At 63.7% G+C, this 25789-nt stretch carries 23 protein-coding genes; 4 read left to right on the top strand and 19 right to left on the bottom strand.

The window, feature by feature from the left end; all coding sequences use genetic code 11:
- Window positions 1-6: 6 nt before the first annotated feature.
- The 6 genes from G3N95_RS25485 to G3N95_RS25510 form a co-directional block, all read right to left on the bottom strand.
- Complete coding sequence (locus G3N95_RS25485; protein WP_205972842.1) at window positions 7-1344, bottom strand: aspartate aminotransferase family protein; 1338 nt, start codon at window positions 1342-1344, stop codon at window positions 7-9.
- A 34-nt stretch (window positions 1345-1378) separates the two neighbouring features.
- The gene (locus G3N95_RS25490) at window positions 1379-2419 is read right to left on the bottom strand and encodes a C45 family peptidase (protein ID WP_205972843.1); all 1041 of its coding nucleotides are present in this window, start codon (window positions 2417-2419) and stop codon (window positions 1379-1381) included.
- A 116-nt stretch (window positions 2420-2535) separates the two neighbouring features.
- Window positions 2536-3396 carry a MurR/RpiR family transcriptional regulator gene (locus tag G3N95_RS25495; protein ID WP_205972844.1) on the bottom strand — a complete coding sequence of 287 codons (861 nt, stop codon included), beginning with the start codon at window positions 3394-3396 and terminating at the stop codon, window positions 2536-2538.
- Window positions 3397-3502: 106 nt separating this feature from the next.
- Entirely contained in the window at window positions 3503-6139 is a 2637-nt protein-coding gene (locus G3N95_RS25500) for an AAA family ATPase (protein WP_205972845.1), read from the bottom strand.
- Complete coding sequence (locus G3N95_RS25505) at window positions 6136-7248, bottom strand: DNA repair exonuclease (protein ID WP_205972846.1); 1113 nt, start codon at window positions 7246-7248, stop codon at window positions 6136-6138. The genes G3N95_RS25500 and G3N95_RS25505 overlap by 4 nt, the downstream gene beginning before the upstream one ends.
- Window positions 7249-7465: 217 nt before the next feature.
- A complete protein-coding gene (locus tag G3N95_RS25510; protein ID WP_205972847.1) occupies window positions 7466-7993 on the bottom strand; it encodes an HD domain-containing protein in 528 nt (175 codons plus the stop codon).
- Between the two features lie 395 nt (window positions 7994-8388).
- On the opposite strand from G3N95_RS25510, the gene G3N95_RS25515 reads away from it, so the two are divergent.
- The 3 genes from G3N95_RS25515 (at window position 8389) to G3N95_RS25525 (ending at window position 10172) form a co-directional block, all read left to right on the top strand.
- Window positions 8389-8622, top strand: coding sequence for a hypothetical protein (locus tag G3N95_RS25515; RefSeq protein WP_205972848.1), 234 nt, complete (start codon window positions 8389-8391; stop codon window positions 8620-8622).
- Window positions 8623-8775: 153 nt separating this feature from the next.
- Complete coding sequence (locus tag G3N95_RS25520) at window positions 8776-9510, top strand: hypothetical protein (RefSeq protein ID WP_205972849.1); 735 nt, start codon at window positions 8776-8778, stop codon at window positions 9508-9510.
- Window positions 9511-9581: 71 nt separating this feature from the next.
- Window positions 9582-10172, top strand: coding sequence for a hypothetical protein (locus G3N95_RS25525; protein ID WP_205972850.1), 591 nt, complete (start codon window positions 9582-9584; stop codon window positions 10170-10172).
- 80 nt (window positions 10173-10252) lie between these two features.
- Here the strand turns inward: G3N95_RS25525 and G3N95_RS25530 are convergent, their stop codons facing one another.
- Window positions 10253-10666 (bottom strand): hypothetical protein, encoded by a 414-nt coding sequence (locus G3N95_RS25530; protein WP_241018919.1) that lies wholly within the window; start codon window positions 10664-10666, stop codon window positions 10253-10255.
- Window positions 10667-10775: 109 nt separating this feature from the next.
- Here G3N95_RS25530 and G3N95_RS25535 point away from each other — a divergent pair, with 109 nt between their 5' ends.
- A complete protein-coding gene (locus G3N95_RS25535) occupies window positions 10776-11567 on the top strand; it encodes a phytanoyl-CoA dioxygenase family protein (RefSeq protein ID WP_205972851.1) in 792 nt (263 codons plus the stop codon).
- A gap of 72 nt (window positions 11568-11639) precedes the next feature.
- Here G3N95_RS25535 and G3N95_RS25540 read toward each other — a convergent pair whose 3' ends face one another.
- The 12 genes from G3N95_RS25540 to G3N95_RS25595 all read right to left on the bottom strand — a co-directional run bounded on the left by G3N95_RS25540 (window position 11640) and on the right by G3N95_RS25595 (window position 25645).
- A complete protein-coding gene (locus G3N95_RS25540) occupies window positions 11640-12896 on the bottom strand; it encodes an aromatic ring-hydroxylating dioxygenase subunit alpha (RefSeq protein ID WP_205972852.1) in 1257 nt (418 codons plus the stop codon).
- Between the two features lie 151 nt (window positions 12897-13047).
- Window positions 13048-13989 (bottom strand): LysR substrate-binding domain-containing protein, encoded by a 942-nt coding sequence (locus tag G3N95_RS25545; protein WP_205972853.1) that lies wholly within the window; start codon window positions 13987-13989, stop codon window positions 13048-13050.
- A gap of 72 nt (window positions 13990-14061) precedes the next feature.
- Entirely contained in the window at window positions 14062-15135 is a 1074-nt protein-coding gene (locus G3N95_RS25550) for a GlxA family transcriptional regulator (protein WP_205972854.1), read from the bottom strand.
- A 64-nt stretch (window positions 15136-15199) separates the two neighbouring features.
- Window positions 15200-16201 (bottom strand): LysR substrate-binding domain-containing protein, encoded by a 1002-nt coding sequence (locus G3N95_RS25555; RefSeq protein ID WP_205972855.1) that lies wholly within the window; start codon window positions 16199-16201, stop codon window positions 15200-15202.
- Between the two features lie 236 nt (window positions 16202-16437).
- Complete coding sequence (locus G3N95_RS25560; protein ID WP_205972856.1) at window positions 16438-17931, bottom strand: aldehyde dehydrogenase; 1494 nt, start codon at window positions 17929-17931, stop codon at window positions 16438-16440.
- 17 nt (window positions 17932-17948) lie between these two features.
- Window positions 17949-19280 (bottom strand): FAD-binding oxidoreductase, encoded by a 1332-nt coding sequence (locus G3N95_RS25565; RefSeq protein WP_205972857.1) that lies wholly within the window; start codon window positions 19278-19280, stop codon window positions 17949-17951.
- A gap of 11 nt (window positions 19281-19291) precedes the next feature.
- Complete coding sequence (locus G3N95_RS25570) at window positions 19292-20179, bottom strand: dihydrodipicolinate synthase family protein (protein ID WP_205972858.1); 888 nt, start codon at window positions 20177-20179, stop codon at window positions 19292-19294.
- Between the two features lie 76 nt (window positions 20180-20255).
- On the bottom strand, window positions 20256-21551 hold the full coding sequence (gene glyA / locus G3N95_RS25575) for a serine hydroxymethyltransferase (protein ID WP_205972859.1): 1296 nt from the start codon (window positions 21549-21551) through the stop codon (window positions 20256-20258).
- Window positions 21552-21648: 97 nt separating this feature from the next.
- Window positions 21649-22530 carry a glycine betaine ABC transporter substrate-binding protein gene (locus tag G3N95_RS25580; RefSeq protein WP_205972860.1) on the bottom strand — a complete coding sequence of 294 codons (882 nt, stop codon included), beginning with the start codon at window positions 22528-22530 and terminating at the stop codon, window positions 21649-21651.
- A 77-nt stretch (window positions 22531-22607) separates the two neighbouring features.
- Window positions 22608-23492 carry a proline/glycine betaine ABC transporter permease gene (locus tag G3N95_RS25585; RefSeq protein WP_205972861.1) on the bottom strand — a complete coding sequence of 295 codons (885 nt, stop codon included), beginning with the start codon at window positions 23490-23492 and terminating at the stop codon, window positions 22608-22610.
- Entirely contained in the window at window positions 23489-24778 is a 1290-nt protein-coding gene (locus G3N95_RS25590; protein ID WP_205972862.1) for a glycine betaine/L-proline ABC transporter ATP-binding protein, read from the bottom strand. The genes G3N95_RS25585 and G3N95_RS25590 overlap by 4 nt, the downstream gene beginning before the upstream one ends.
- A gap of 498 nt (window positions 24779-25276) precedes the next feature.
- A complete protein-coding gene (locus tag G3N95_RS25595; RefSeq protein ID WP_205972863.1) occupies window positions 25277-25645 on the bottom strand; it encodes a hypothetical protein in 369 nt (122 codons plus the stop codon).
- Window positions 25646-25789: the final 144 nt, after the last annotated feature.

The raw sequence follows: 25789 nt of genomic DNA on the forward strand, positions 1-25789 counted from the left end.
GTTCGGTCAGGCCGCGCCCGATGCAGCAAGCGCACCTTCGATCGCATCCGTCAGGCGGCTGACGATCTGTTCGATATCGCTTTGCGTGCAGATGAACGGCGGTGCGAGCAGCACATGGTCGCCCGTCTTGCCGTCGACGGTGCCGCCCATCGGATACACCATCAGACCGCGCTGGAACGCCTCGCGCTTGATCGCGGCGTGCAGCTTCAGTTTCGCATCGAACGGCGTTTTCGTCGCGCGATCCTTCACCAGTTCGACACCGACGAAGAGTCCACGGCCGCGCACGTCGCCGATGTACGGATGCTGCGCATAGTGCTCGCGCAGCAGCGCACGCAGTTGCTCGCCGCGTGCCTTCACGTTGTCGAGCAGATGGTCGTCGGCGATCACGCGCTGCACTTCGAGCGCGGCGGCGCAGGCCGTTGCATGGCCGATATACGTGTGGCCGTGCTGGAAGAAGCCCGAACCGCCCGTGATCGCCTGGTAGATCCTGTCGCTCACGAGCGTCGCGCCGATCGGTTGATAGCCCGCGCCCAGGCCCTTCGCGATGGTCAGCAGGTCGGGCGTGACGCCGTCTTCCTCGCACGCGAACAGATAGCCCGTACGGCCCATGCCCGACATGATTTCATCGAGAATCAGCAGCACGCCGTAGCGGTCGCACACCGCGCGAATCTTGCGGAAGTACTCGCGCACGGGCGGCACCGCGCCCGCCGTCGCGCCGACCACCGTCTCGGCGACGAAAGCCGCAACCGTGTCCGGCCCGAGTTCGAGAATCTTCTGTTCGAGTTCGTCGGCGAGTCGCTGTGCGAACTGCTCTTCCGTCTCGTCCGCACGCTGCTCGCGATATGCGTAGCACGGGCTCACGTGATGCGCATCGATCAGGAGCGGCAGGAACGGTTCGCGCCGCCATGCATTGCCGCCGATCGCCAGCGCGCCAAGCGTATTGCCGTGATAGCTCTGACGGCGCGCGATGATGTGGCGGCGCTGCGGCTGCCCCACTTCGACGAAATACTGACGCGCGAGCTTCAGCGCCGCCTCGATCGCCTCCGATCCGCCCGACACGAAGTACACGTGCCCGAGACCTTGCGGCGCGCGTTCGGTCAGATAGCTCGCCAGTTCCTCGGCGGGCTCGGTCGTGAAGAACGACGTGTGCGCATACGGCAGCGCCTGCGCCTGACGCTTGATCGCGTCGATCACACGCTGGTTGCTGTGGCCGAGACACGAAACGGCCGCGCCGCCCGATGCGTCGATATAGCGCTTGCCCGTCGAATCGACGATCTCGATGCCGTCGCCTTTCACGGCGACAGGCAGCGTCTGCTTGGGCATGCGATGGAATACGGTAGTCATCAGCTCTCCTTGAATGAGCGGAAGGCGGTGGCGCTCAGGCCGCCGTGCGTGCAACAAACGTTTCGAAGACGACGGCGCGTTGCGCGTGAACCTGAAGTGCAACACCGTCGTCGCGGATCTGGAACAGCGCCGTCGCGAGCGTGTTTTCGTCGTCGGGATCGTCGGGGTCTTCGCGGTAAATCGGTAAGCCGGCGGACGCCTTGTCGTGCAGCATGTCGACGAGCGTCTTGCCGTCAGGCTGCGCGCCGCGCGCTTCCAGAAGCGCCGCGATACGCGCCTGCCGGTCGCGCGACGAATCCGTCACGATCTGCGCCTCGGTGTCGCAGCCGGGATGAATCATGTGATTCGCGTGACCCGATACGCGCGTGACGGCTTCGATCGAACAGCGCATCGCCGTGGCTTCTACGCTGAACACGCGGCGTTCGCCCGTCGCGCCGAGCGTGTGATGGAAGCCGCTCGCGCGCGGCGCGTTCTGCAATAGACGAACGGCTTCGTCGAGCGTCGAAGTATCGAGCACGGCGCGCGACAGGATCATGCGCGGCACGCCCGTCACAGGCTGACGGATGCGCAGATTGTTGATCGCCTGCACGAGCCCCGCGCGGTTCGTCGCGAACGTGTGGCCAGGCAGCGAGCCGGGGTAATAGAAGCTGATGAAGCCGGGCTTGCCCTGCGGCCGCATGTCGACCAGCAGGCCTTTGCCGAGCAGGAACGGATCGCCGTCTTCGTTGTGCGCAATGAGCGTGTCGTCGGCTCGCGCGACGGCGAACGTCGTGCAGCCGTCGGGCGTGGCGTGCAGGAGTTCGCCTCGGCAATTCCAGAGGAAAACGTCGTCGGCGGGCCAGCCGAGGCCCGCTGCCATGCCGTCGAGTTCGGCCAGTTGAGCGGGATGATGCGCGCGCGCGACATCCCGCAGATGCTGCACGAACGCGTGGCCGCGCCATGCCCGCAGCGCGTGCCAGGCCGCGCTCTGCTGCATGTACGCATCGAACCCCGGCCGCGCCAGCTCGCCCAGCTGACGGCCAATCTCATACGGCTCGCCCGTTATCCGGTGCAACTCCCAACCCTGCTTCGCCACACGACACCTCGAACATCATTCAACACGCGATGCGCATTTATAGCGCATTACAACATATGTTGTCAAAGGTGGCGTGATTTGGCCGGTCTGTTGTCGTCAACCGACCGGCCCGACGTTCAGGGTACGTAGGCGCCCTTCGCGTGCAGCGACTGCTCGGCGAGTTCGAGCTGCTGGACGGCGTCCGTGCCTTCGAGCGCGAGCAGATGCGCGACGAGCGATTCGGCGATGGCCGTCGCCGCGACCAGCGACGGGAAGAACGACGGGCTTTCGTGCGAGAAGATCAGCGCCTTGTCGGCGTTCAGCGCGATGGGCGAGACGGCGCTGTCGGTGATCGCGATCAGCTTGCTGCCTTTTTCCAGCGCGGCTTCGGCGACGCGCGCGGCCTCGACGGAATACGGCGCGAAGCTGACGACGACGGTCGCGCTGTCACGCTCGATGCCGCGCAACTGCATTTCGAGCGTGCCGGCTTCGCCCGTCAGCAGCGACACGGACGAGCGAAACAGCCGGTATCCGTAGACGAAACCGAACGCGACGGGGTAGCACGAACGAAAGCCGCCGACATGCACATGCGGCGCGCGCCGCAGCAGCTTGGCCGCTTCGACGGTGACGCGCGTGTTGTGCGCGGCTGTCACTTCGAGATTGTGTTGCTGCGCGACGAGCAGATCGTGCGCGAGCGCATCTTTCGCGTGGCCTTTGACGAGCGAGCGGGCGCGGCTCGTCAGCGGTTCGGGACGCGTACGCACACGCGCGACGAACAGGTCGCGCAACTCGTTCCAGCCGGGAAAGCCCAGTTGCTGCGACAGGCGCACGAGCGACGCCGGCTGCACCTGCGCGCGCTCGGCGACCTTGCGCATCGACGAGACGGCAACCTCGTCGGGATGATCGAGCAGAAACGCCGCGCCCATCTGGAACTGCGGACTGAGTTCCGCGAAACGCCCGCGGATCAGGGCGGCGAGCTGGTCGAAGTTGTCGGGCATACGGTGTACCGGGCGATGGGATGACAACAAATGTTATCACCCGGTATTGATGGGGGCGAATGAGGGAAGCGGCGGCTCGACGCCCGCGAGGGCGTCGATTGCGCCATCAGCCGGCAAGCCGCGCTGCCGCCTTGATGTCTTCCAGACGCCGCTGCTTCACGCCAAGATCGCTCCACGCCGACGGATGACAGGTGAACACCAGAATCTGATGACGGGTGGCCGCATCCAGCAGCGCACGCTTGATGGATTCGCGCCGCTCTTCATCCGTGTGGACGATCGCATCGTCGAACAGCAACAGCGTCGGCTTGCCCGCATCCTTCAGCAAGTCGGCGTACGCGAGCCGCACCAGCAGGCCAAGCTGTTCCTGCGTGCCGTAGCTGAGCGACTCGAAGGCTTCATCGGCTGTCTCGCGCATCAGGCCCACGGGCGACAGCGAGTCGTCGACGGCCAGTTCGCCTGTCGGGAACACGCGTCGCAGATAGTGGTTGACACGATCGGTCAGCGGCTTGCGCAAGGTCGCCACTGCCGTATCGCGCTCTTCGACCAGCACGCTCTCCAGCAGACTCAGCGCATCGGCGCGCATGCGCAGTTCCGCACGCCGCACCTCGGCCTGCTCGATGGCGGCCGCCGTCTGCGCGAGACGCACGCCCAGCTCCGTGCCGCCGAGCGTTTCGAGCCGCGTGCGCAACTGCCCCGCGTTGCGCTGCCGTTCGAGATGCTGCTGATATTCGAGTTCGGCCGAACGGTTGTAGCGGTCGGCGTCGGCGCGCGGATCGTCCAGGCTGACGGCGCTCAGACGCTGCGCCGCCGCGTCGAGATTGCGCGTGTATTCGTCGATGTACGCCTTCTTTTCGACCAGCGCTGCCTGCCGGCGCTTGCGTTCGTCGATGAATGCCGCTTCCTTCAGCCGCGCCTCATTGACGGCCAGACGCTCGCGGATGCCCTTCGCGCCCGCCGCGGCCTGCGCGCTGGCCGTCGCGGCATCCAGCAAAGCCGTGCGTGCCGTTTCGATCTGCACTCGCGCGGCATCGACGGCATCCTTCGCCTGCGCGACGGGGATCGCGCCCGTTGCGTCCTCCAGCGCGTCCAGCTTCGCCTGCGTGGCGCCGAGACGCCCGCGTGCCTGCTCGAGTTCGCTGCGCAGCGCATCGACGCCGTCCGGCGCATGCGTCCTGAGCATCTGCGCATGGTTGTTGCGCTCGACGCACACGGACTTCCAGCGCGCAAGTTGCTCGGCGCCCTGCGCATGACTCTCGACGCCAAGTGCGAGCAGCAGCTTGTCGCGCTCTGCTTCGAGACCCTGCAATTGCGTATCGAGCGCGGACAGGTCGAGCGTGCCTGGCACGATGGTCAATTCGCCGAAGCCGGGCAGGCCGATCGTCTTGCGCCCGTCCAGCACCAGCGTGCCGTCGCCCTGCACGGGAGCGCCGTCGACCGTGATGGCCGCGCTCAAGCGATATTCGATGCGCGTCAGCGCGGCATTCTTCTGGACTTGCAACGGAACCAGTTGATCGCTTACCTGCTGGAGCCGCTTGACCTTTTTCTCGTCGAGTTCGAGGTTCGCGGCAACACGCGTCAACTCCAGCACTTTTTCATTGCTTTCGATTGCACGGGCGAGTGCGGCGTCGATTCGAGCGATGTCCGTCTGCTGCGTCTGTGCCAGCGCCTTGTATTGCGCAGCGCTTTCGGCGGCGATCGCCTTTCCATGCGCCTGCTGCGCGGCCTCGCCGGCCTTTTGCGCGGCGGCGTCGGACGCTTGCGCGCGCAGATGGGCAGCGCCCGCCTGCGCGGCGATCGCATCGGCCTTGTCGAGATCGCGCCGATCCGTCGCGACGGACGCTTCGAGGTTCGCGGCGAACTGCTCCTGCTCCAGCAGCACGCGGTGTTCGGCCTCGGCAATCTTGAGCTGTTGCGCGACCTCATCGTGTTCGCGCCTGACAACGTCATTCTGCTGAGCCTGCGCGAGCGCGGCGGCCGCCTTCTGACGCAGCGCATCCCACGGGCGCTCGCGCTCTCCATTGTCATGCTCGCGCTGGAGCTTGCCGAGCCGGACAATGTCTTCGTCGAACTCGCGATTGCTTTGTTCGAGCGCCGCCTGCTCCGCCTTCAGATTCTCGAGTTCCTTCTCCACCGCGGCGAGTTCGCCCGTCGGCCTGCGTGCCTGACTCGTGATCAGCTTGAAGAGATCTTTCTGCACCGCTGCAATGAGTGCATCGTCGCCGCCAGGCATTTCGCCGCCCGTGAGTTGCGAAAGCGCGGCGCGCACGTGCGTCGACGCGTGCTCGCCCGGTTTGCGCACGTCGCCCGTTTGCCCCTGGCGAACCCACAGCAGCCCGGGAATGCCGGCATGCTCGGCGCGGCTCAAGCCCTGCTTCGGACGCGTGAAGCCGATCGTGTCGGCGAGAATCGCCTCCGCTTCGTCGCCGTCGAACGTCTTGCTGCCCACGCGCAGATTGCAGCGCTGCTTCTTGACGAACTGCTTGACGAGATGGTGTTTCGTGCCGCCGATGTCGAAGCCCACTTCCACCGTCGGCAGACTATCCGGGCGCGAGGCGGGAACCAGCGCGTCCAGCCCGCTCACCTTGTAGCGGTCGAGGAACACGGTTCTCACGGCTTCGGCAATCGTGCTCTTGCCCGCCTCGTTGGGACCGCTGATGAGATTCAGCCCCGACTCGAGCCCGTCGATGACGATGCGGTCGGTCAGTTTGCGAAAGTTCTGGATCGTAATGCTTTCGAGGATCACGCCGCCCCCGTTTCACGTTGGAATCGCGCGAGCATCAGCAGCGCTTCGGATGCAACCGCGCCGCCTCCGTCAGCCTGGATTGCCCGCAGCCGCTCGACCACCTTCGCCAGATAGCCGCTGCGCGCACCGAGCGCGGCAAGGTCTTCGTCCGTCGGCAGCACCTTGATGCCCGTGGTCGTCGAGCGCAGCGCACGCACGCGCGCACGCGTTTCCTCGATGGCCACGTTCACGGCTTCGGCGTCGGCCAGCGCGAGATCGCCCGTGACTTCGATGCGCAGCACGTCGGTTTCACCGAAAGCTTCGAGCTGCGCGCGAAACTGCGCCACGTCGCTCGCCACACTCAGATGCGGCTTCAGCAGATGCCAACGGTATTTGCTCACATGCACGCGCTCCACGATGGGCGCTTCGCCCGGCCCCGGCAACTCGACGTCGAGCACATAGCCTGGCTCGTTGCTGCGAAAGCGGTCCTGCTCGTGCGTGCCCGCATAGCGGATGCGCTCGTCGACGCGGTATTCGCCGTGCCAGTCGCCCAGCGCGAGATAGTCGAGCCGCGCCGTCCGCGCGCGCGTCGGCGCAATCGGGTTCGTGGAATCGACGTCCTCCTGCAGGATGCCCGTCACGCTGCCGTGCGCGAGCCCGATGCGAAGGTAACCGTCGGGCGTCTCCAGCCCGTCGAAGAACGCGGTCGTGTCTTCGTAGGTGTTGCGCTGCGTGAGCGGTGCGCACAGCAGCGCGGTCCGCTGTTTTTCCAGCAGGATGACGCCCGGTTCCAGAACGAGATGCGCGTTGTGCGGAACGCAACCGAGGCGCTGCGCACGCGTCCAGACGCTTTCGGCCAGCGCGGCGTCGTGATTGCCCGGCAGCAGATACCACGGCCCGGCGTAGCCGGACAATGCGCCGAAGAGCCTGCGAATGACCGTTTCGGAAACCGTCTGCTGGTCGAACACGTCGCCGGCGACCAGCACCGCGTCCATATCGCGTTCGGTAGCGAGGCTGGCGATGCGCCGGACCGTTTCAAAGCGCGCTTCCGTCAGATGCGCGGCCTCCTCCGGCGTAAATTGCCCGAACTGGGTTCCGATCTGCCAGTCGGCGGTGTGCAGTAGCTTCAAATGTCCGGCCCTCTCTTGTCACTGTTCGTTTGTCGTCGATCGCTTCGAGTCCGCTATTGTCCATGCGGCGGAGACACTTTGGGTGTCCATCTCGTCACGTCGGGCGGTCAGATTGTCTCAGGCGCTGAACCGCAGAGCCGGTATTTCAGCGTGGAGTTGGGACATTTCATGTCCCGTCGACGAAGACCCGACGCAAACCGGCCCGGCATGAAGAGAATCAACTCGCCGATGGCTTCGCGGCGTACGCGCTGTCGAATACCGCCTCGAGCACGGGGTGCACGCCGCGCAGCCCATCCACCACCGCTTTGGCCCAGTCGAAATACTCGCGCTTGCGCTCGACGGACCAGTCTGCCGGCGGGCAGGCAGCGATATCGCGGAGATTGCAGATCTTGTCGGCGAGTTTGACGAGCTGCGCGTTCCGGCTGATGGCGGGCGCATGTTCGACCTGCCGGCGCTTGCGTTCCGCCTTCGGCAGCGTTTTGTCGTCGGTCACTTCCGCGACGATCCCGGCGACCGCGTGGCCGAACTGCGCGACCAGTTCTTCCATCGAGGTTTCCGTGTCCTCGATCGTGTCGTGAAGAATCGCGGCGACGAGCACGGCTTCGTCGGCGACGTCGCCTTCGTTGGCCAGCACGTCGGCGAGCGCGATGGGATGGTTGATGTAAGGCGATGCGTCAGCATCCTTGCGCCGCTGGTTGCGATGCCTGTACGCCGCGAATGCGGTTGCCCTGATCAGCACGTTCATATTTTTCGTCCTTGGGTCAGCGGATGGTCTCGTCGTGTGTGTCCGGATCATCCTACCGCGCACTCGGGACATCCCGTGTCTCCATCTCAGGCAATCGATATGTCAAAAATCTCACATTGCGAAATCGGGGCTCGTGTCACAAAACCGCGTGCTGCATGGCAGCTTAACGGCAATGCGTATCGGAAAACCACGCTCCACATCGTGAAATGAAATGCGCAACCCATTGATCTTAATGCATCTTTTCTGTGGTTCTCGGCATATCCTGAAGAGCCGCCGCCGATCCCTTCTTCGGTACTCTCTTATACAAGAGGTGACGGTTCGCAGCTTCCCGTCCGACGACCGGCGAGTCGAAGCGAACCGCCCAACGCTTTTTTCATAACGCAGGGAGAGGTCAAATGTTGCACGTCTATGTGGAACCCGTACCGAAGGGCCGCTGGGGGCCGATCGACGGCTATACCGTCGAGTTCGAGGACGGCTCGAAAGTGACGCCGGAGATCTATCGCTCGGAAATGCTCGCGGTCGGCGAGATCAAGCTGCGCGGATATGTGCCGTTGCTCGCCACGGTACGCATCACCGACAAAGCCGTCACCGAGCATTGGCAAGCCGCCGAGGAGGAGGCGCGCAGGTAACCCTCGCAGGTAACCCTGTATCACCCGTATCCCGCTCCTGCCTGGTCAAATACTTCGCACGGAGGCCGCCACAAGCGGCTGCCACACCGCCTGACGTGGCAAGCCGAATGACATGCGGCCTGCGTACCCTCCTTTACTGACGAGGTATGGATCATGGCAATCGCATCGATCGGAGCACGCGGATTCGACATCTTTCCCCCGGAAGTTCCTGGCGGCATGAGGCCGCCAGGCCATGATGCGCCGCCGGAAACGCCACGCTCGCCCCACGAGAACGAAAACGAACCCGAGCGAGGCGGGACGCTGCACGGGGACGAATCCACCGCCGGTCCCGCATCTTCCGGCGCAGACGCCCGGCCGCCCACTTCGAACTGGCCCACCGCCTATGCCATGAACCGCCTGCCGACGCGCTATGGCCCGTCGAAGGAAAACAGGAACGTCATGGTCGACTACGAACACCCCGGCAAGACTCAGTTCATCATCGTGAACGGTCAGGCGTATCCCGTGAAAAACGAGGGCGGTCAGTACCGTACGTACGACCCTGACCACCCGGAACGACCGTCCTACGGGGTTTCGCTGGATCACGACGGGCAATGGCAGATTTCACAGGGGCTCAAAGGCGGCGGCCAGGATCCGTATCAATCGGCACCCACCGATAACAATCCGCCTGCGCAGCCGGGCAATCCACCGCAACAACAGCAACAACCGCCGCAGCAGCAACCGATGAACGTCAATAACTTCCTGGGCTGGGCGTTCGGCATGCATGCCCTGCAACAGCAGCAGCAGCAGGGCGGCGGTGCAAATCAGGGGCAAGGCGGCGGAGGCGGCAATGCCGGACAAGGCGGCGCGCCCGGAAACCCGGCGCAAGGCGGTGCAGGCGGAAACTGGTAGAAGCGATCGCGCTGGAAACACGGATCGGCGAAGGCCTCGACGCCTTCGACTCAATTACATAGGAATCCACAATGACTATCGCAATCCAGACGTCCACAACGCCGCCGCCCCATCCCGGCGATACAGCGGGCGAACAACATGTTTCGACCGATCTGCGGGTGGTCGATGCCAACCAGCTTCCAGGTCCTGACGGAAAGACTCCGAATGTCGCGACCGAATTCAAACTGGGCACCAACGGACAACCCATCCAGGTCGGCTCCCAGATCATCCCGCCTCCGCCACATGATCCGAAGAACGATGAAGGCCCGGGCTCAGTCTTCTGGCGCGGCTTTCGTGACGGGTTCGCACATCCCGCCACCTTCTTCTCGACGGCAGACGCCATGCGAAACGCGGCCTTGAACGACAGGGAACTCACCCCTGAAGAACTTCGAGCTGCGCGGAACCGGGGCGCTGCGATTGACGACTGGTTGTCCAACGCGCCCATCATCGGGACGGCCATGATGGGCGGACGCGCCGTCGAATCGTGGGGAAACGCGATAGGCGGATATTCCAGCTCCGATGAATCTCCGCCGGCGCCGGTGGTTCCGGACGTGGCGGATCGGTGGCCCGACCTGGTGGCTAAGTCTGGCGGGCATACGCCCCCCAAAACGACGGCGCGATGAACGTCATTCATGCCGTCTGACGATCGAAGCAAGGCGGGGGCGACGATGCCCCCGCAGCGCCTGTCCACGCATACGCCACGTTATCGCTCGCGCAGCAGCGCCGCTTCGCATGCGTGACGAATGATCCGGTATTGATCCGTATCCTTGTCGATCTGAAGCTGGTCCGTAAAGGCCGCTTGCAGACCCGCCGGGTCGCGCAGGCTCGCGTGACACTCGACGAGGCGCATCGCGAGCGGCAGCGCCCGGCTCGACAACGCGACCCGGCGCATCACGTGGCGCACCTTCGTGTCGGCCATATGCCAGCGCCGCATCGCATCGACCGCCTGCGAGGCCGTCAGCCACCAACGCGTCTCCGCGTAGACGAGCAAATGCAACGCGACGATCAACGTCAGCAGGGTGACCTGAGCGTCGACCTCGAAATCGACGGCGCCTTGAGTGCTGCGTGCATTACCCATCTTTCGCTCCCCATCGAACAGATGAGCAGCTACGAGCATGATCCAGGCCTGAGACCGGATGGATACATCCACTGAGGCACGCAATATCGCTCGTTGCCGCCGCACGTATTACAGTGGAGTCCACACCACGCCTGTTCCGGAGACACCGATGAGCCGCTATACGGCAGCCGAGCTGGACCTGCTCGCCAATCAGTTCGACACCGACGGGATGGTCGTGCTGCGTCGGCACTTTGCGCGGGACACTTTGCTTCAATGGCGCAACGCGTTCGACGTGCTGCTCGAACACCGACTGCGCACGAGCGCGACGGCCGTGCGAGGACCGAACCGTCATTACATCACGCTGCCTTTCGCAGGCGTGTTCGCCGACGAAGCCATTTTTGCCGACCCGGACTTGCTCGGCATCGTCGAGCGGGTTGCGGGCGACGAGCCCGTCATGTGTCAGCTGGCGTCGGATACGCCGCTCGACGGATCCGACTATCAGGACGTGCACCGCGACACACCCGCGCTGTTCGAAGGCTTTCCTGAAACGCCATCGTTCCAGCTGGCTGTGAATTTTCCCCTTTGCGACGTGACGCTCGACAACGGACCGTTCGAGACGACGCTCGGCACGCATCGCATGCATTCGAGCGACGCACTGGAAGCCTACGAAGCGGGCCGCGCGCCATTGCATGCGATCACGATGGAACTCGGCGACGTGATGATCCGCGACGTACGCGCATTGCATCGAGGCACACCCAACCGGACGCAGACGCCGCGCCCGATGGTCGTGATCGGCTATAGCCGCAGCTGGTACTTCCGGCCGGAGGTGAAGATCGACGTGCCGGAAAGCGTGTATCAAGGGCTCGGTGCGAGAGCGAAGCGGCTGCTGCGGCACATGCCGCGCGTGAGCGATATCGACGATAACGCCACGGGCGAGAACTACACAAAGTTTGCGTATTGACGCGCGCCGAACGCATCTTGCGATCGAGCCGCGAACGCGTGATGCATCCACGGCTCGTCTCGTCATGCTTCTTCAGACGCCATGTGCGCTCAGCCGCGCCGCATACCAGCGCGAAAACTGATCCACGTAGGTTTCGGTGAACGGCGAGAACACGCCCGGAGAATAGGCGGGATCCTGCGTGCCCTCGTGTGTGATTTCGACGAGATGCTTGTCCTGCGTATTGGTCGCAATCCACACTTCCGTCAGGTCGGACACCTTGTAGTCCACGCCTTCCACGGCATCGGCATGGACGAGCCATTTCGACCGTACGAGCGTCCGGTCGGGCGCAAGCGGAATGATGTAGCTGATCACCGCGTGATCGCTCATCACGTGCGTCCAGGAGTTGTGCGTCCAGAGGTGCGTGTCGCCCAGATCGCGCCGCTCGATCTGGCCGAACAGCTTCGTGCTGGCGACCTTCGTGCTGAGCGTTTGCGATTCGCCATTGCCCGCGATCACCAGTTGCTGTGTCCTGAACTGGGTGACGGCGTCCTCGTCGAGCCATTCGACCGTGCTGGCGACGAATCCGTCGCGCTCCCAGCTCGCCTGACAGGCCGCGTTACGCGCCTTGTACTCCTCCAGCGCGCGCAGCGATTCGTCGCTGAGGTTTTCCGGGCAAAAGCCGAAGTCTTCCGGCAAAAACGACGCTGTCAGTTCGGGATGCGTCCCCGCGCAGTGATAGCACTCGCGGTTGTTCTCGATCACGAGCTTCCAGTTGCCGTGCTCGACGATCTCCTGCTCGAACGCGATCTTCGTGTTCTGCAGGTCGAACGGTGCGAAGCGCGGCATCATCGTTTCTTCGAGCTTCGCGATGTCTTCGGGCGGCTCGTCGGCGAGGCAGACGAAAATATGCGTGCCGACGATCTTCGTATGCACGGGTTTCAGGCTGCGGCAAGTGGGATCGAAGTCCTTGCCCATGTGCGACGCGTGACGCAGGCTGCCGTCGAGATCGTACGTCCACTGGTGATACGGGCACACCAGCATGCCGACCGTCGACTTGCCCGCTTCCTTCAGCCGCGCGCCGCGATGACTGCAGACGTTGCGGTAGGTCCGCACGTTTTCGTCGTCGTCGCGCACGATGATGACGGATGCCTTGCCGATATCGACGACGGACACATCGCCCGGTTCGGGCACATCCGCCGTGACGCCGACGAGAATCCAGTGCTTGTGGAAGAAGACGTCGACGTCCGTCTCGAACACGTCCTGCCGACCGAACAGTTCGCCGGGCATGCCATGACCGGGATGACGGCTGCGGATCAACTCACCATGCGTTTTGATTTGCACTTCGGACATCGTCTTCTCCAGCGTTCAGGGGATGTCGGGACTTCGAACGGTCCCGCGATGAACTCAGTATTGGAGCGACGAAAAAGAGCGTCAATGTGCTTTATTTTCGGTCAGGCATTACTTTGGATTATGCGAGTGCAGCCATGCCGGACAGCCGGCGTCATTGCGCCGCCACATCCTGCCGGAGCCACTCGATGAGCCCGTCGACGGCGGGTGTGATGGTGCGCCCGTGCGGCACCACGACGAAGTACGCATCGTTCGTCTTGAACGACGCGACGGGCAACCTGACCAGCTCGCCTGCATCGACAAGATCGTGGACCAGCCGCCCCCAACCCATCGCGATGCCCTGCCCGTAGCGGGCTGCCTGGATCGCATCGGTGTACAGGCTGCAGCGCAGCGCGAAGTTCAGCCGCAGCGGATGCAGGCCGACGGCATGGAACCATTCCTCCCACGTCATCCAGCCTTCCGAAGTCGAGTCCGATTCGATCAGCGCGGCATTCGCGACATCTTGCAGCGATTCGGGCATGCCGCGCTCCGCCAGCCATTTCGGCGAGCACACGGGAAACACCTCCTCGTCGAACAGCAGGGTTGCCGTGCCGTCGCCCCAGCGCCCGTCGCCGAACCGCACGGCGACGTCGATCTCCTTGTGCCGCAGGTCCGCGGTGAACATCTGGGTGGACAGGCGAAGCTGAAGGTTCGGCTGCGCTTTGCGGATCGATTCGAGGCGCGGCAGCAGCCGGAAATGCGAGAACGCCGACGTCGCGGCCAGCACCAGCTCCTGTTGCACAGGTCCCGTGGCCAGCCGGTCGAACACGCCCGCAATTTTCTGCATCGATTCGGCGATGACGAGATACAGCGCCTTGCCTTCGTCGGTGAGCTCGATCGAGCGATGCAGACGGTGAAACAGCCGCACACCGAGCGTGTCTTCGAGAAATTTGACCTGGCGGCTGACGGCCGCCTGGGTGACGCCGAGTTCGTTAGCCGCGACGGTAAAGCTGCCCAGGCGGGCAACCGATTCGAACTCGACGAGGGCCGTCATCGACGGAATCAGGCGCCGGTATCCTTTGGTCCCTTGCTTGGTCCCTTGTATGGGCGGTTTCATCTGAAGGCTCGGGTCGAATCGATCGAATTTGAAGGTAGGTGCGCGCTCTTCGCAAGACGCGCGGCCTCGACATCACGCATTGTCTGCCTGAACCTCGCCCTCGCTGGCCTGCCAGCCGGCGGGCAACGCGGGCGACTGGCTAGGCGGCCGCGCCACGCGATACGCGTTCGGCGATTCGCCGAATTCCTTTCTGAACTCGCGGCCGAGGTGCGAGGCGTCGGAGAAACCGCACGACGTGGCGATATCGGCGACCGTGCGATCCGAACTCGTCAGCAGCCACGACGCCATGCGGATACGGATCTGCCGCCCGTAGGCATGCGGCGACTTGCCCGTTTCGGCGGCGAACAGACGCTCCAGTTGCCTGACCGACATCTCCAGCCGGTGCGCCAGTTCGGCGAGACTCAACGGCTGCCCGATATGCTGCTCCATCAGCAGGATCGCGCGCCGCACCTTGGGGTGGGTCGCGGGCTCCAGGCCCGGCGGATGCGGCTGCGGCGCGTTGCCCTTCTGCGCATCGTCGACCAGCATGATGCGCAGCGCCTTCTGCACGATCGTCGCCTCGACATGGCGCAGCAGGATGGCTGCGGCGACGTCGATCGACGCGCGCCCGCCGGAACAGGTAATGCGCCGCCGGTCGATCACGAACAGCCGGTCGGCGACCAGATTGCGCTCGTCGACGCCCGGAAAGCGTTCGACGAAGTCCCAGTAGTGGAACCAGCTCACGCACATGCGGTAGCCGTCCATCACGTCGGCGCGCATCAGCGCGAACACGCCCGTGCAGATGCCGACCAGCGTGGCCGATGTTTTCGCCGCAGCCTGGATGAACTGGAGCGTCGCCTTGCTCGCGGACGGCCCCGAATGCAGCAGACCGCCTACGACGACAACGTAATCGAACTCACCTGCCTCGTCGAACGTGACCCACGGCGCGACCTGGATACCGCAACTCGCCCTCACGGGCACGAGCGACTCGCCGACGATCGTCCACGAACAGCGCACGGGCCGGCTCATGTCGCCTTCGTCGCTCGCCAGTCTGAGCAGATCGACAAAACCGGAAAACGCCGTCAACGTGAAGTTCGGCAAGAGCACGATGCCGAAGCGCAGCGGCCGGGAAGTATCGGCTCTGGAATGAGGGGCATGGCTCAACATGAGACCGCCTGCGTCGCGACGCGTGAAAAGCCGGCTCGCACTGTCTGCATCGAGATCGGCAACGCTATTTCGCCGCTTCGACTTCGACGCTGCGCCATTCGCCCATCATCGCGCCGACCTCTTCACCGAGCCATTCGCGGAACTGCTGATACTCCGGCCGCAGCCGCGCGTTCTTATGCGTGATCAGATAGTGATGACGGTCGTGGAATTCGAGCGCATCCTGCACCGGCCGAAGCAGGCGGCCCTGTTCGACCTGGCGATGCACGAGATGATGCCAGCCGAGCAGCGTGCCCTCGCCCGCTTCCGCCTGCGCGACGAGCAGCCGGTAGTCGTTGCTCTCCAGATGGTCGTTCTCGACCAGCCGGTCCGTGCCGTCGCCCTGCTGGAACCAGTTGCGCCACACGCGCCAGTCGACGTGTTCGCATACCTGTGCGCGCCCCAGCAACGAGAGGTTGAGCGTTGGATGCGACAGCAGGTCGAGCGGCTTCAGCGACCTGCCGTGAAAATGCCGCTCGTGAAACGACGGGCTGCACACGGGATACACGACATCATGGAAAAGCGGCTCGATTTCATATTCCGGTTCGCGCGGCGGATTCTTGGTAATGATGATGTCGGGTTCCATCAGGTCGTCGAGTTCCATGAAATGCTCGGTGACCATCACATGCAGACGGATCTCAGGAAAGCGCTTGCGGAACGACGGCAGCCTGAACGACAGCCACAATGCCGAGAACGTGTGCGACACGCAGATGGTCAGCGCGGCCCGGTCGGTGCGGCGCACGGCCTCCGCGGCTTCGGCGATGTTCATGATCGACAGATAGGACGCGTTGTACAGAATGCGCCCGGCATCCGTCAGCGCGATGTGCCGGCCTGTCCGTTCGAACAGCGCGACCTCCAGCGAATCTTCCAGTTCCTTGATCTGCCGGCTGATGGCAGCCTGCGTCACGCAGAGCACTTCCGCCGCCTGTGTGAAGCTTTCATAGCGTGCGGCCGTGACGAAGCAGCGCAGCGCGCGCAGGGAAGGCATCTGCGCGAGCAGCCGGTCGGCGAACATCTGTTTCTTTTGCATGGCTTTCACCTGTAAAGCGGACGCGCCCGCGGGTTGTCAGCGGGTCCGCCGCTGCGCATTGCCCCGTGACAATACGATAGCCGCGCGAAAAATAGTGTGCGAGTCTTCGCGGCAACAGGCAAGGGCGGACAACCCGAGTCCGCCGTGACACGCCCCGGCCCCGATAACCGACATCCGGACCAGAATCGCGTCAGCCCGGCGCGACGGCCGGGCTGACGGTTGTTGCTGCGCATCGCCTAGTCGAGCTTCAGCCAGGTGGTCTTCAGCTCGCAATACTGGTCGTGCGCATAGACCGACTTGTCGCGGCCGCCGAAGCCCGACTGCTTGAATCCGCCGAACGGCGTCGACAGATCGCCCTCGCCGAAGCAGTTCACCGTCACCGTGCCCGCGCGAATCCGCGCCGCAACCTTGTGCGCGTGATTCACGTTGTCGGTCCACAACGATGCCGCGAGACCATAGCACGTGTCGTTGGCAATTTGCACCGCTTCGTCGATATCGGCGTATTCGACGATGCAAACCACCGGGCCGAACACTTCTTCGCGCGCAATGCTCATTTGCGGCGTCACGTTGTCGAAGATGGTCGGCTCGACGAACCAGCCGCCCGTCTCCGTGCGCGTGGCCTTGCCGCCGCACACGACTCGCGCGCCTTCCGCCTTCGCTTTCTCGATGTGCGCCAGCACCTTTTCATAGTGCTTCTGCTCGATCAGGGAACCGAGCTTGACGTCGGGATCGAGCGGATCGCCCGTCTTCCAGCCTTGCAGCACGGCCTGAATTTTTTCGAGCAGACTCGCCTTCAGCGCTGACGGCACGAGGATGCGCGAACCCGCGCTGCAGTTCTCGCCCATGTTCCAGAACGCGGCGGCGACGGCCTGTTCCGCGACAGCATCGAGATTCGCGACGTCGGGCAGCACGACCTGCGGGTTCTTGCCGCCGCATTCGAGCACGACCCGCTTCAGGTTCGTATCCGCCGAGTAGCGCAGAAAGCGCTTGCCCGTTTCCGTCGAACCCGTGAACGCCACCAGGTCGACGTCCGCATGGAGTCCCAGGGCCTGACCTGCGCTTTCTCCAAAGCCCGTGACGACGCTGAAGACACCCGCCGGCACGCCCGCTTCGAGCGCGAGATCGGCGATGCGCAGCGTCGACAGCGAGGTCTGCTCGGCGGGCTTCACGATCACGCTATTGCCGACGGAGAGCGCCGGGCCGATCTTCCACGCGAGCATCAGCGCCGGGAAATTCCACGGCAGCACGGCGCCGACGACACCGATCGGCTCGCGCGTAATCATGCTCACGACATTTGCGCCCGACGGCGACAGCGCGTCGTAGCGCTTGTCGGTGACTTCCGCGTGCCAGCGGATGCACGCCGCCGATTCGGGAATGTCGAGCCCCATGCATTCGCTGATCGGCTTGCCTGCCTCGAGCGCTTCGAGCAGCGCCAGTTCTTCGGCGTTGTCGTCGATCAGTTGTGCGAGCCGCAACAGCACCGCTTTACGCTGCGCGGGCGCGGCCTTCGACCACACGCCGGATTCGAATGCAGCGCGCGCCGCGGCGACCGCGCGGTCGATATCTTTCGCATCGCATCGAGCGATCTCGGCCAGTGCCTTCCCCGTCGACGGATTGAGCGTCGGGAAAGTCTCATTCGACGCAGCCGCACAACGTTGTCCGGCGATGAACGCCCTGCCGTCGAGCGACAAGGCCTGCGCTTTCTGCTGCCATTCCTGATACGTCGTCATGTCCTGTCCTCACAGATTTAAAGCTCGGCACCCGCCGAAAATTCCTTGACCCAGATGGCCGCCGACACCGCGACGTCGGCGATGGGACGCACGGGCAGCGAGCGCGGATGCGGCTGGTTCAACAGTTGACGCACCAGATCGCTCGACTGGCCGAGCGCGTACTCGGCGATCAATTTGCCCGACGCCGACCCGCGGCTCAGACCGAGGCCGTTGCAGCCGACCGCTTCGAACACGCCATCGTCCCTGCGTCCGAACAGCGCGCCGTTGTTGGCCGACAGGCACAGCGGGCCGCCCCACGTGTATTCGAGTTCGACGTCCCTTAGCATCGGGAAGCGCCGGTCGAACGAGCGCTGATGCAGACTCTTTGCCTTCGCCAGATCGGCTTGCGACACTTCGAGATTCGGCCGGAACGCGAAGTGATTGCGCACGCAGATGCGATCCGTGGCCAGACGGCGCACCGTCGAGCCCATCGGGTCGGCGGGAATCAGCGACCACGAACGTGTGCCGCCCAGCCGACTGACCTGGTCGGGATTCATCACGCGTGTCATCGACGCGAACGTGTACACGGGCAGCAGCCCGTTCGGATGGCCGCCGAATGTCGCCGCGTACGCGTTGGTGCAGAGAATCACGCGCTTCGCGACGATCTTGCCGTTCGCGAAGCTCAGCACTTTCGCCGTGCCCTGATCGTCGATCCGTTTCACTGCGCTCAGTTCGAAGACCTGCACGTTCGCGGGCAAGCTCGCCGCGAGGCCGCGCATCAGCGCCGCCGGCTGCACGGTGCTGCAGCCGGGCGTGAACAGCGCGCCATGATAGAACGTCGTGCCCGTCACCTTCGCGATGGCGGCTTCGTCGAGCCATTCGAACGCTTCGTCGATGCGCTCCAGGCCCTCGGCGAAATGCGCGAGCGCCGCGTGACCTTTCTTGTTCACCGACGCGTGAAATTTGCCGTCGTCACGCCAGTCGCATTCGATGCCGTGCTGCTTCACCGCCGAGCGCACGTAGTCGATGCCATGACGTTGAAAACGGACGTCGGCCTTGTCCGCTTCCACGCTGCGCGAATAGCTTTCGCTGCTGATGTCGTGCGGCAGGTCGACGAAGAAGCCGGAATTGCGCCCGGCCGTCGTGCGTCCGATGCGATCCGCCTCGACCAGCGCAATCGACGCATCGGGCGCAAGCTCGGCGAGTCGCCGGGCCGCACACAGCCCCGTAATGCCGCCGCCGACGACGACCCAGTCGTACTGCCGGTCGGACGACACCGAAACGGCGGGCGCGGCGGGCGGCAGACTTTCCCACCAGCCGTTGACGCCGTCCGGGGCGGGAAATCGCGCGAATTCCAGTTTCGAGGCCATGCGAGTGTGTGTTACTGAGTGTTGCGCAACAAGGGGCGAACCAGCGCGGCGAACGCGCTGCGTTCTGCTTCATCGAGCGTGCCGAGCGGCGCGCGCGCGACGCCCACGGGCGTACCCGCCAGCTCGCAGCCGTAACGGACATACTGGATGAACTTGCCGCTGCGCTCCAGCAGTTCGAGCACGGGCAGCAGCTGTGCCATCAGCTTTCTGCCCGTCGCGAAGTCGCCCTGCTTCACGCAGGCGTCGAGCAGCGACGTATGCGCTTCGGGCAGGAAGTTCGACGCGCCCGCGACCCAGCTCTGTGCACCCCATACGAAAAATTCCAGCGCCTGATCGTCCATCCCGCAGCTCAGCACCAGCCGGTCCTTGAAGTGCGTCGCGAGATGATGTAGATGCGAGATATCGCCCGTGCTTTCCTTCATCGCGATGAAGTTCTTCCGTTCGAGCAGCTTCGACAGCACCTCGTCGCCGATGTCCGTGCCCGTGCGCGCCGGGAAGTTGTACAGCATCACGGGCATGTCGAGGCTGTCGTCCACTTTCAGCAGATGGCTCAGCAATTCTTCCTGCGTCGGCTGCGCGTAGTACGGCGCGGCCAGCAGCAGTGCGGGCAGCCCGGCGCGCTTCGCTTCCTGACCGAGGCGGATCACGTCTTTCGTCGTCGTCGCGTTGATGCCCGCCGTCAGATAGGTCTTGCCGCCCACTGCTTCGGCGACCGTGTTGAACGTGCGGACGCGCTCTTCGAAACTCAATGCGTAGTATTCGCCCGTCGTTCCGCCGACGCCGAGGCCCGCGACGCGGCCCACGAGATTCGCGGCATGCTTGCCGAGCAGATCATGATCGATCTCGCCGTCTGCCTTGAACGGGGTCACCAGCGGTGTGTGTACGCCCAGAAAGCTCATTTCGGTTCTCTCTTCAGTCGATGAGATGGCGGCTCGCGAATCCACGCGCCGTGCCTGATGAAAACGCCGAGCCGCCTTATGCGAGCGCCTCGGTGTGCGAATAGATGGGGAACTGGCTGCACAGATCGCGCACGCGGCTGCGGACCGCGCGTTCGACCTGTTCGTCGCCGCCAGGCTCGCGTTCGAGCGCCGACAACACCTCCAGAATCATCTGGCCGATCTGCTCGAATTGCGCCGTGCCGAAACCGCGCGTCGTCCCGGCAGGCGTGCCGAGACGAATGCCCGACGTCACCGTCGGGTTCTCCGTGTCGAACGGAATGCCGTTCTTGTTGCACGTAATACCGGCGCGTTCCAGTGCCTTCTCGGTCTGCGTGCCCGTCAGCCCCTTGGAGCGCAGATCGACGAGCAGCAGATGGTTGTCGGTGCCGCCCGTCACGAGATTCACACCGCCCGATTTGAGAACGTCGCCGAGCGCCTGTGCGTTGCGCAGCACGTGATCGATATAGGCGCTGAATTCGGGGCGCAGCGCTTCGCCGAACGCGACGGCCTTGCCCGCGATCACATGCATCAACGGGCCGCCCTGCAAGCCGGGGAAAACAGCCGAATTGATCTTCTTCGCGACGTCGCCGTTGTTGGTGAGAATAAAGCCGCCGCGCGGTCCGCGCAGCGTCTTGTGCGTGGTCGACGTCACCACGTCGGCGAAACGGATCGGGTTCTCGTGACGTCCCGCTGCGACGATGCCCGCGATGTGCGCCATATCGACCATCAGCATCGCGCCCACGCTATCGGCGATATCGCGGAAGGCGGCGAAATCCAGCGCGCGCGGATAAGCCGAATAGCCCGCGATGATGAGCTTCGGACGATGCTGCTCGGCAAGCCTGCGCACTTCGTCGTAATCGATGCGATAGGTTTGCGGACTCACGCCGTACTGCACCGCATTGAACCACTTGCCGGACAGCGCGGGACGCGCGCCGTGCGTCAGATGGCCGCCCGCGTCGAGCGACATGCCCATCACGGTCTCACCCGGCTTGACGAGCGCGAGCATCACCGCGCCGTTCGCCTGTGCGCCCGAATGCGGCTGCACGTTGGCGAACTCGGCATCGAACAGCGCCTTCACGCGATCGATGGCGAGCGCCTCGACCCGGTCCACATGATCGCAGCCGCCGTAGTAGCGCTTCGACGGATAGCCCTCGGCGTACTTGTTGGTCAGCACGGTGCCTTGTGCTTCCATCACTGCCGCCGAGACGATGTTTTCAGAAGCGATCAGTTCGATCTGCGTCTGCTGACGGCGCAATTCCAGCGCGATCTCCGATGCGATGACAGGGTCGCGGCTCTGGAGCGTTTCTGCAAAAAAGCGCGAGTTCTCGTTCACGTGGTGACTCCGGGTATTGACGTGTAAGGCATGTGTTTCAGGACGGCTGAGCCGGGGTCGATGCGTGCCCGGCTCGTTGCTGCACTTGTTGCGGTACTTATTGCTGCAACCAGGCCTTGAGCTTTTCCGGGTGGGCATCGACGAACTTCTTCGCGGCCGTCGCGTAGTCGTTCGTCGTGTTGCCTTCGTATTCGATCGCCTCGACGTCGGCGAGCGTCAGCTTGAAGTGCTTGAAGAACACATCGGCACGGGGAAACTTGGTGGCGAACTGCTTCGACGCGAAGCCATGCACCTGTTCTTCACCGCCCAGCGTGCCCTTCGGATCCTTCAGATAACGCATCTGCCACTTCTGGAACAACCAGTGCGGGCTCCATACGGTTGCGACGATCCATTGCTTCGACTGATACGCACGCTGAACGCCCGCGAGCATGCCTGCCTCGCTGGACGATTGCAGGTTGTAGCCGGCGAGGTCATACGCCTTGATGGTCTTTTCGGAGGCCTGCATCAGGCCGCCGCCGGGCTCGATGCCCTGGATCGTGCCGTTCAGCTTGGTCTTCACATCGGGCTTCTCGAGGTCGGAGATCGTCGCGACCTGCGATTCGGGGATATACGCGGGCACAGCCCAGCCGTTCTTGCCGCCCGTATAGATCACGCCCACGTCTTCCATGTCGTTCTTGTAGCGTGCGTAGTACGTACCGTGCGTGACGGGCAGCCAGCCGCCGACCATGATGTCGAGATCGCCGCGTGCGACACCCTGATACTGGATGCCGATGTCCGCCTGCACGAACTGCACCGGCTGCTTGAGGCTGGTTTCGAGCGCGTACTTGGCCACGTTGGCGACGGCCAGCACGTCTGCCCAGTTGGTCACAGCCATCTTGATCGGCTCTGCCGCGATTGCCTGCCCTGCGCCGGCGCTCATCGCGACGACCGTCGACACAGCCAGTTTCGCTGCCAGCGATTTGAACAGATTGGGTTTCATACAGTACTCCTACGCGATTATGGAAGTTTTAGAAAATGAACTGCTGTAGCGATGTGGCATCTGTCTTTACGCGTTGCTCAGGTTCGCACCGCGGTGTTGGTGCCGGCGGGCTTCGCGGTCCGCACGGTGCGTTTGGTCTTCTTCGCCTTCATGCCGAAACTTTCCGTGAGACGGTCGAGCACGATCGCCAGCAGCACGACGCCCAGTCCGCCTTCGAAGCCGATGCCGATGTCGAGCCGCTGGATGCCGCTCAGCACGTATTCGCCGAGGCCGCCCGCGCCGATCATCGAGGCGACCACGACCATCGACAGCGCCATCATGATGGTCTGGTTCACGCCCGCCATGATCGACGGCAACGCATTCGGCAACTGGATTTTCCAGAGCAGCTGCGAATCTGTGCTGCCGAACGAGCGGCCCGCTTCGAGCAGTTCCTCGCGCACCTGGCGAATGCCGAGCGTGGTGAGACGCACGACGGGCGGCATCGCGAACACGATGGTGGCGATCACGGCGGGCACCCGGCCGAGGCCGAACAGAATCACGGCGGGGATCAGGTAGACGAAGGCGGGCATCGTCTGCATGAAATCGAGCAGCGAACGCAGGATCACTTCGACGCGCTTGTTGCGCGCGCCCCAGATGCCGAGCGGCACGCCTATCACGAGACTGAAAACCGTCGCCGCGATCACCAGCGCGAGTGTAGACACCGTTTGGGCCCACAGTCCCATGTAGTGAATCACCATCAACGCCGCGCCGACGAACACCGCGAACACCACGCCGCGCCGCCACACGGCCAACGCGACGAGAATCGCGACCATCGCGATGAACGGCACGGCGGCGAGTCCGTCCTCCAGCAGCTTGACGACGGCGCCCAAGCCAGCCGAAAACGCATCGAAGCCGCCGCGGAAATGCTGGAAGAGAAAGTTGACGACGTTTTCTGCAAATTTGCCGATGACTGACGAGTTCATGCTGCTCTCCGTTCCATGACCTGCTTGAGTATCGTGCGGCACGACACGACGCCCGCGAGCTTGCCGGTCGTGTCGGTGACGGGTACGTCGTGTTCCTGGCTCAGCGCGATCGTCGCCAGCTGATGCAGATCCGCATCGAGCGCCACGGCGTTCACGTCCTTCACGAATGCATCGCGGATGGGATGGGTGCCCGACTTGTGCAACGACGCGGGCGTGACGCACCCCTGATAGCGACCTGCTTCGTCGCACACATAACCGCATTCGACGCCGCTATCGATCAGCTGATTCAGATACCGCTCGCTGGGCGCGCCGACGTCGCAGGAAATCATTCCGCGCTCGACGCTCGTCATCAGGCTCGAAGCCTTCAGGAAACGCGACACGTCCACGTTGCGGAAGAAGTCCCGCACATAGGCATCCGCAGGCGACTGGATGAGTTCGGCCGGCGTGCCGACCTGAATCAGGCAGCCGTCCTTCATGATGCCGATGCGGCCGCCGATCTTGATGGCCTCTTCGATGTCGTGCGAAATGAACACGATGGTGCGCTGCTCTTCTTTCTGAAGCCGCAGCAGTTCGTTCTGCATTTCGAAGCGGATCAGCGGATCGAGCGCCGAGAATGCTTCGTCCATCAGCAGCACGGAAGGGTTCACGGCCAGCGCGCGGGCAAGGCCGACGCGCTGCTGCATGCCGCCCGACAGCTCGCCCGGCAGCAGCTTTTCATAAGAGCCGAGGCCCACTCGCGTCAGCGCGGCACGCGCCACTGCGTAGCGGTCCGCCTTCTTGAGGCCCGCAACTTCGAGGCCATACGAAATGTTGTCGAGCACCGTGCGGTTCGGCAGCAGCGCGAACGACTGGAACACCATCGCCATCTTCTTGCGACGGACTTCGCGCAACTCCAGCGTTGACATCGGCGCGATGTCGCGGCCTTCGAGAATGACCTGGCCGGAGGTCGGCTCGATCAGCCGGTTGAGCAGTCGCACGAGCGTCGACTTGCCGGAACCCGAGAGGCCCATGACCACGAAGATCTCGCCGGCCTTCACGCTCAGGCTCACGTCGTTGACGGCGACCATGTTGCCCGTCTGCTCGAAGATTTCGTTGCGCCCGAGGCCTTGCTTGATCAGCTCGACGGCACGTTCGGGCTTGGGGCCGAATATCTTCGACAAATTCCGGACCGTGAGGATATCGGTGCCGGACACGGCGACGGGTTTGGCCTGCGCGGAAACATCTTCCGCATCGAGTGCGCCCGGATGGAGTACGCCCTCGGGCGCAAATGTCAGGTTTGGGGTCATTCTGTCATCCCAACTGGCAAGTTCAGGAAATGAAGCGCGCGACTGTCGCATTCGCCGAGTCCTTCGAACTCGTGCGAAAAAACCAGATCGCAAGCGTCGCGAGGCGATAGATCAGAACAAGTCACCACTCGTCGCACGAAAGCCAGAATATTCGTGCGCTTAAGCTGTTTCTCGTCGGTGCTTAGTGCATGGATTGCAGATTAGCAAGCCAAATAGCGTCATCCATCTACATTTTGTGCGCACTTATCCATACCTTTGGTAATGCAAGGCCGTTGTGCGGCGTGCACCGAAAAGCGTCCGGAATCGGAGCAACTGGCTGAGCGCCAGCACTGGTGCGGCTTTGCGGCTGTGTCGATGACACGGCGAGGCCATCTGAAAGGCCTTTTCTTTCGTTATTCGAACGGAGCTTGATAGGGAATGTCCCAGGTCGGGGGCATGGACCCATTACTTTTGCGCAGGGAAAGGCCGTATTTTTAGCGTTCGAGCGTGGATGCGCGGCTATTTCGATGCCGTTGGCGAATCCGTCTCGACTGCCCCGGAAGAACCGGACGGCCGAACGCACGCTTCCAGGGCGACGATGGCTTTCTTCGCGACGGCCATCGTTTCTTCGCACACGGCGCGTCGCACGGAGCGTGGACAACCGCCATTCGAACTGACCTGTTCGACGGCCGAGCGTGCCTTGTCGAGCGCGGCTTGCGGCGACCCCGCATCGGCGATCAGCCTCGCGATGTTGAAGGCGCTGCCCGATGGCAGCACGACATAGTCGGGACACGTGGATTCGGCGCGGACCTGCGCCGCGAGCAGCATCGCGCACGCGAGGGGAAAGAACGTGGCAACGCGCGCAATGGCAGCGGGGATGATCTGCATGATGGGCGACCTCCGGATAGACGTCGTATCTGCGAGTCCGGGTCACCCTTTCTGATTGGTTGATTGGAGGCGCCGCGCGAGTCGCATGTGCATCACTTTATAGTTGCCCATCCTTAAGGGCGACTTACGCTATTCGCACTTTTC

The organism is Paraburkholderia sp. Tr-20389, assembly GCF_017104565.1.
In the GTDB taxonomy this organism is placed as follows: Bacteria; Pseudomonadota; Gammaproteobacteria; order Burkholderiales; family Burkholderiaceae; genus Paraburkholderia.

Excerpts from the sequence above, each read along its gene's own strand:
- G3N95_RS25530 (WP_241018919.1), bottom strand. The coding sequence starts at position 10,666 with ATGCTCGTAGCTGCTCATCTGTTCGATGGGGAGCGAAAGATGGGTAAT.
- G3N95_RS25545 (WP_205972853.1), bottom strand. The coding sequence starts at position 13,989 with ATGAAACCGCCCATACAAGGGACCAAGCAAGGGACCAAAGGATACCGG.
- G3N95_RS25590 (WP_205972862.1), bottom strand. The coding sequence starts at position 24,778 with ATGACCCCAAACCTGACATTTGCGCCCGAGGGCGTACTCCATCCGGGC.
- G3N95_RS25515 (WP_205972848.1), top strand. The coding sequence starts at position 8,389 with ATGTTGCACGTCTATGTGGAACCCGTACCGAAGGGCCGCTGGGGGCCG.
- G3N95_RS25580 (WP_205972860.1), bottom strand. The coding sequence starts at position 22,530 with ATGAAACCCAATCTGTTCAAATCGCTGGCAGCGAAACTGGCTGTGTCG.
- G3N95_RS25535 (WP_205972851.1), top strand. The coding sequence starts at position 10,776 with ATGAGCCGCTATACGGCAGCCGAGCTGGACCTGCTCGCCAATCAGTTC.
- G3N95_RS25595 (WP_205972863.1), bottom strand. The coding sequence starts at position 25,645 with ATGCAGATCATCCCCGCTGCCATTGCGCGCGTTGCCACGTTCTTTCCC.
- G3N95_RS25560 (WP_205972856.1), bottom strand. The coding sequence starts at position 17,931 with ATGACGACGTATCAGGAATGGCAGCAGAAAGCGCAGGCCTTGTCGCTC.
- G3N95_RS25510 (WP_205972847.1), bottom strand. The coding sequence starts at position 7,993 with ATGAACGTGCTGATCAGGGCAACCGCATTCGCGGCGTACAGGCATCGC.
- G3N95_RS25570 (WP_205972858.1), bottom strand. The coding sequence starts at position 20,179 with ATGAGCTTTCTGGGCGTACACACACCGCTGGTGACCCCGTTCAAGGCA.
- G3N95_RS25485 (WP_205972842.1), bottom strand. The coding sequence starts at position 1,344 with ATGACTACCGTATTCCATCGCATGCCCAAGCAGACGCTGCCTGTCGCC.
- G3N95_RS25540 (WP_205972852.1), bottom strand. The coding sequence starts at position 12,896 with ATGTCCGAAGTGCAAATCAAAACGCATGGTGAGTTGATCCGCAGCCGT.
- G3N95_RS25520 (WP_205972849.1), top strand. The coding sequence starts at position 8,776 with ATGGCAATCGCATCGATCGGAGCACGCGGATTCGACATCTTTCCCCCG.
- G3N95_RS25565 (WP_205972857.1), bottom strand. The coding sequence starts at position 19,280 with ATGGCCTCGAAACTGGAATTCGCGCGATTTCCCGCCCCGGACGGCGTC.
- G3N95_RS25495 (WP_205972844.1), bottom strand. The coding sequence starts at position 3,396 with ATGCCCGACAACTTCGACCAGCTCGCCGCCCTGATCCGCGGGCGTTTC.
- G3N95_RS25555 (WP_205972855.1), bottom strand. The coding sequence starts at position 16,201 with ATGCAAAAGAAACAGATGTTCGCCGACCGGCTGCTCGCGCAGATGCCT.
- G3N95_RS25525 (WP_205972850.1), top strand. The coding sequence starts at position 9,582 with ATGACTATCGCAATCCAGACGTCCACAACGCCGCCGCCCCATCCCGGC.
- G3N95_RS25585 (WP_205972861.1), bottom strand. The coding sequence starts at position 23,492 with ATGAACTCGTCAGTCATCGGCAAATTTGCAGAAAACGTCGTCAACTTT.
- G3N95_RS25550 (WP_205972854.1), bottom strand. The coding sequence starts at position 15,135 with ATGTTGAGCCATGCCCCTCATTCCAGAGCCGATACTTCCCGGCCGCTG.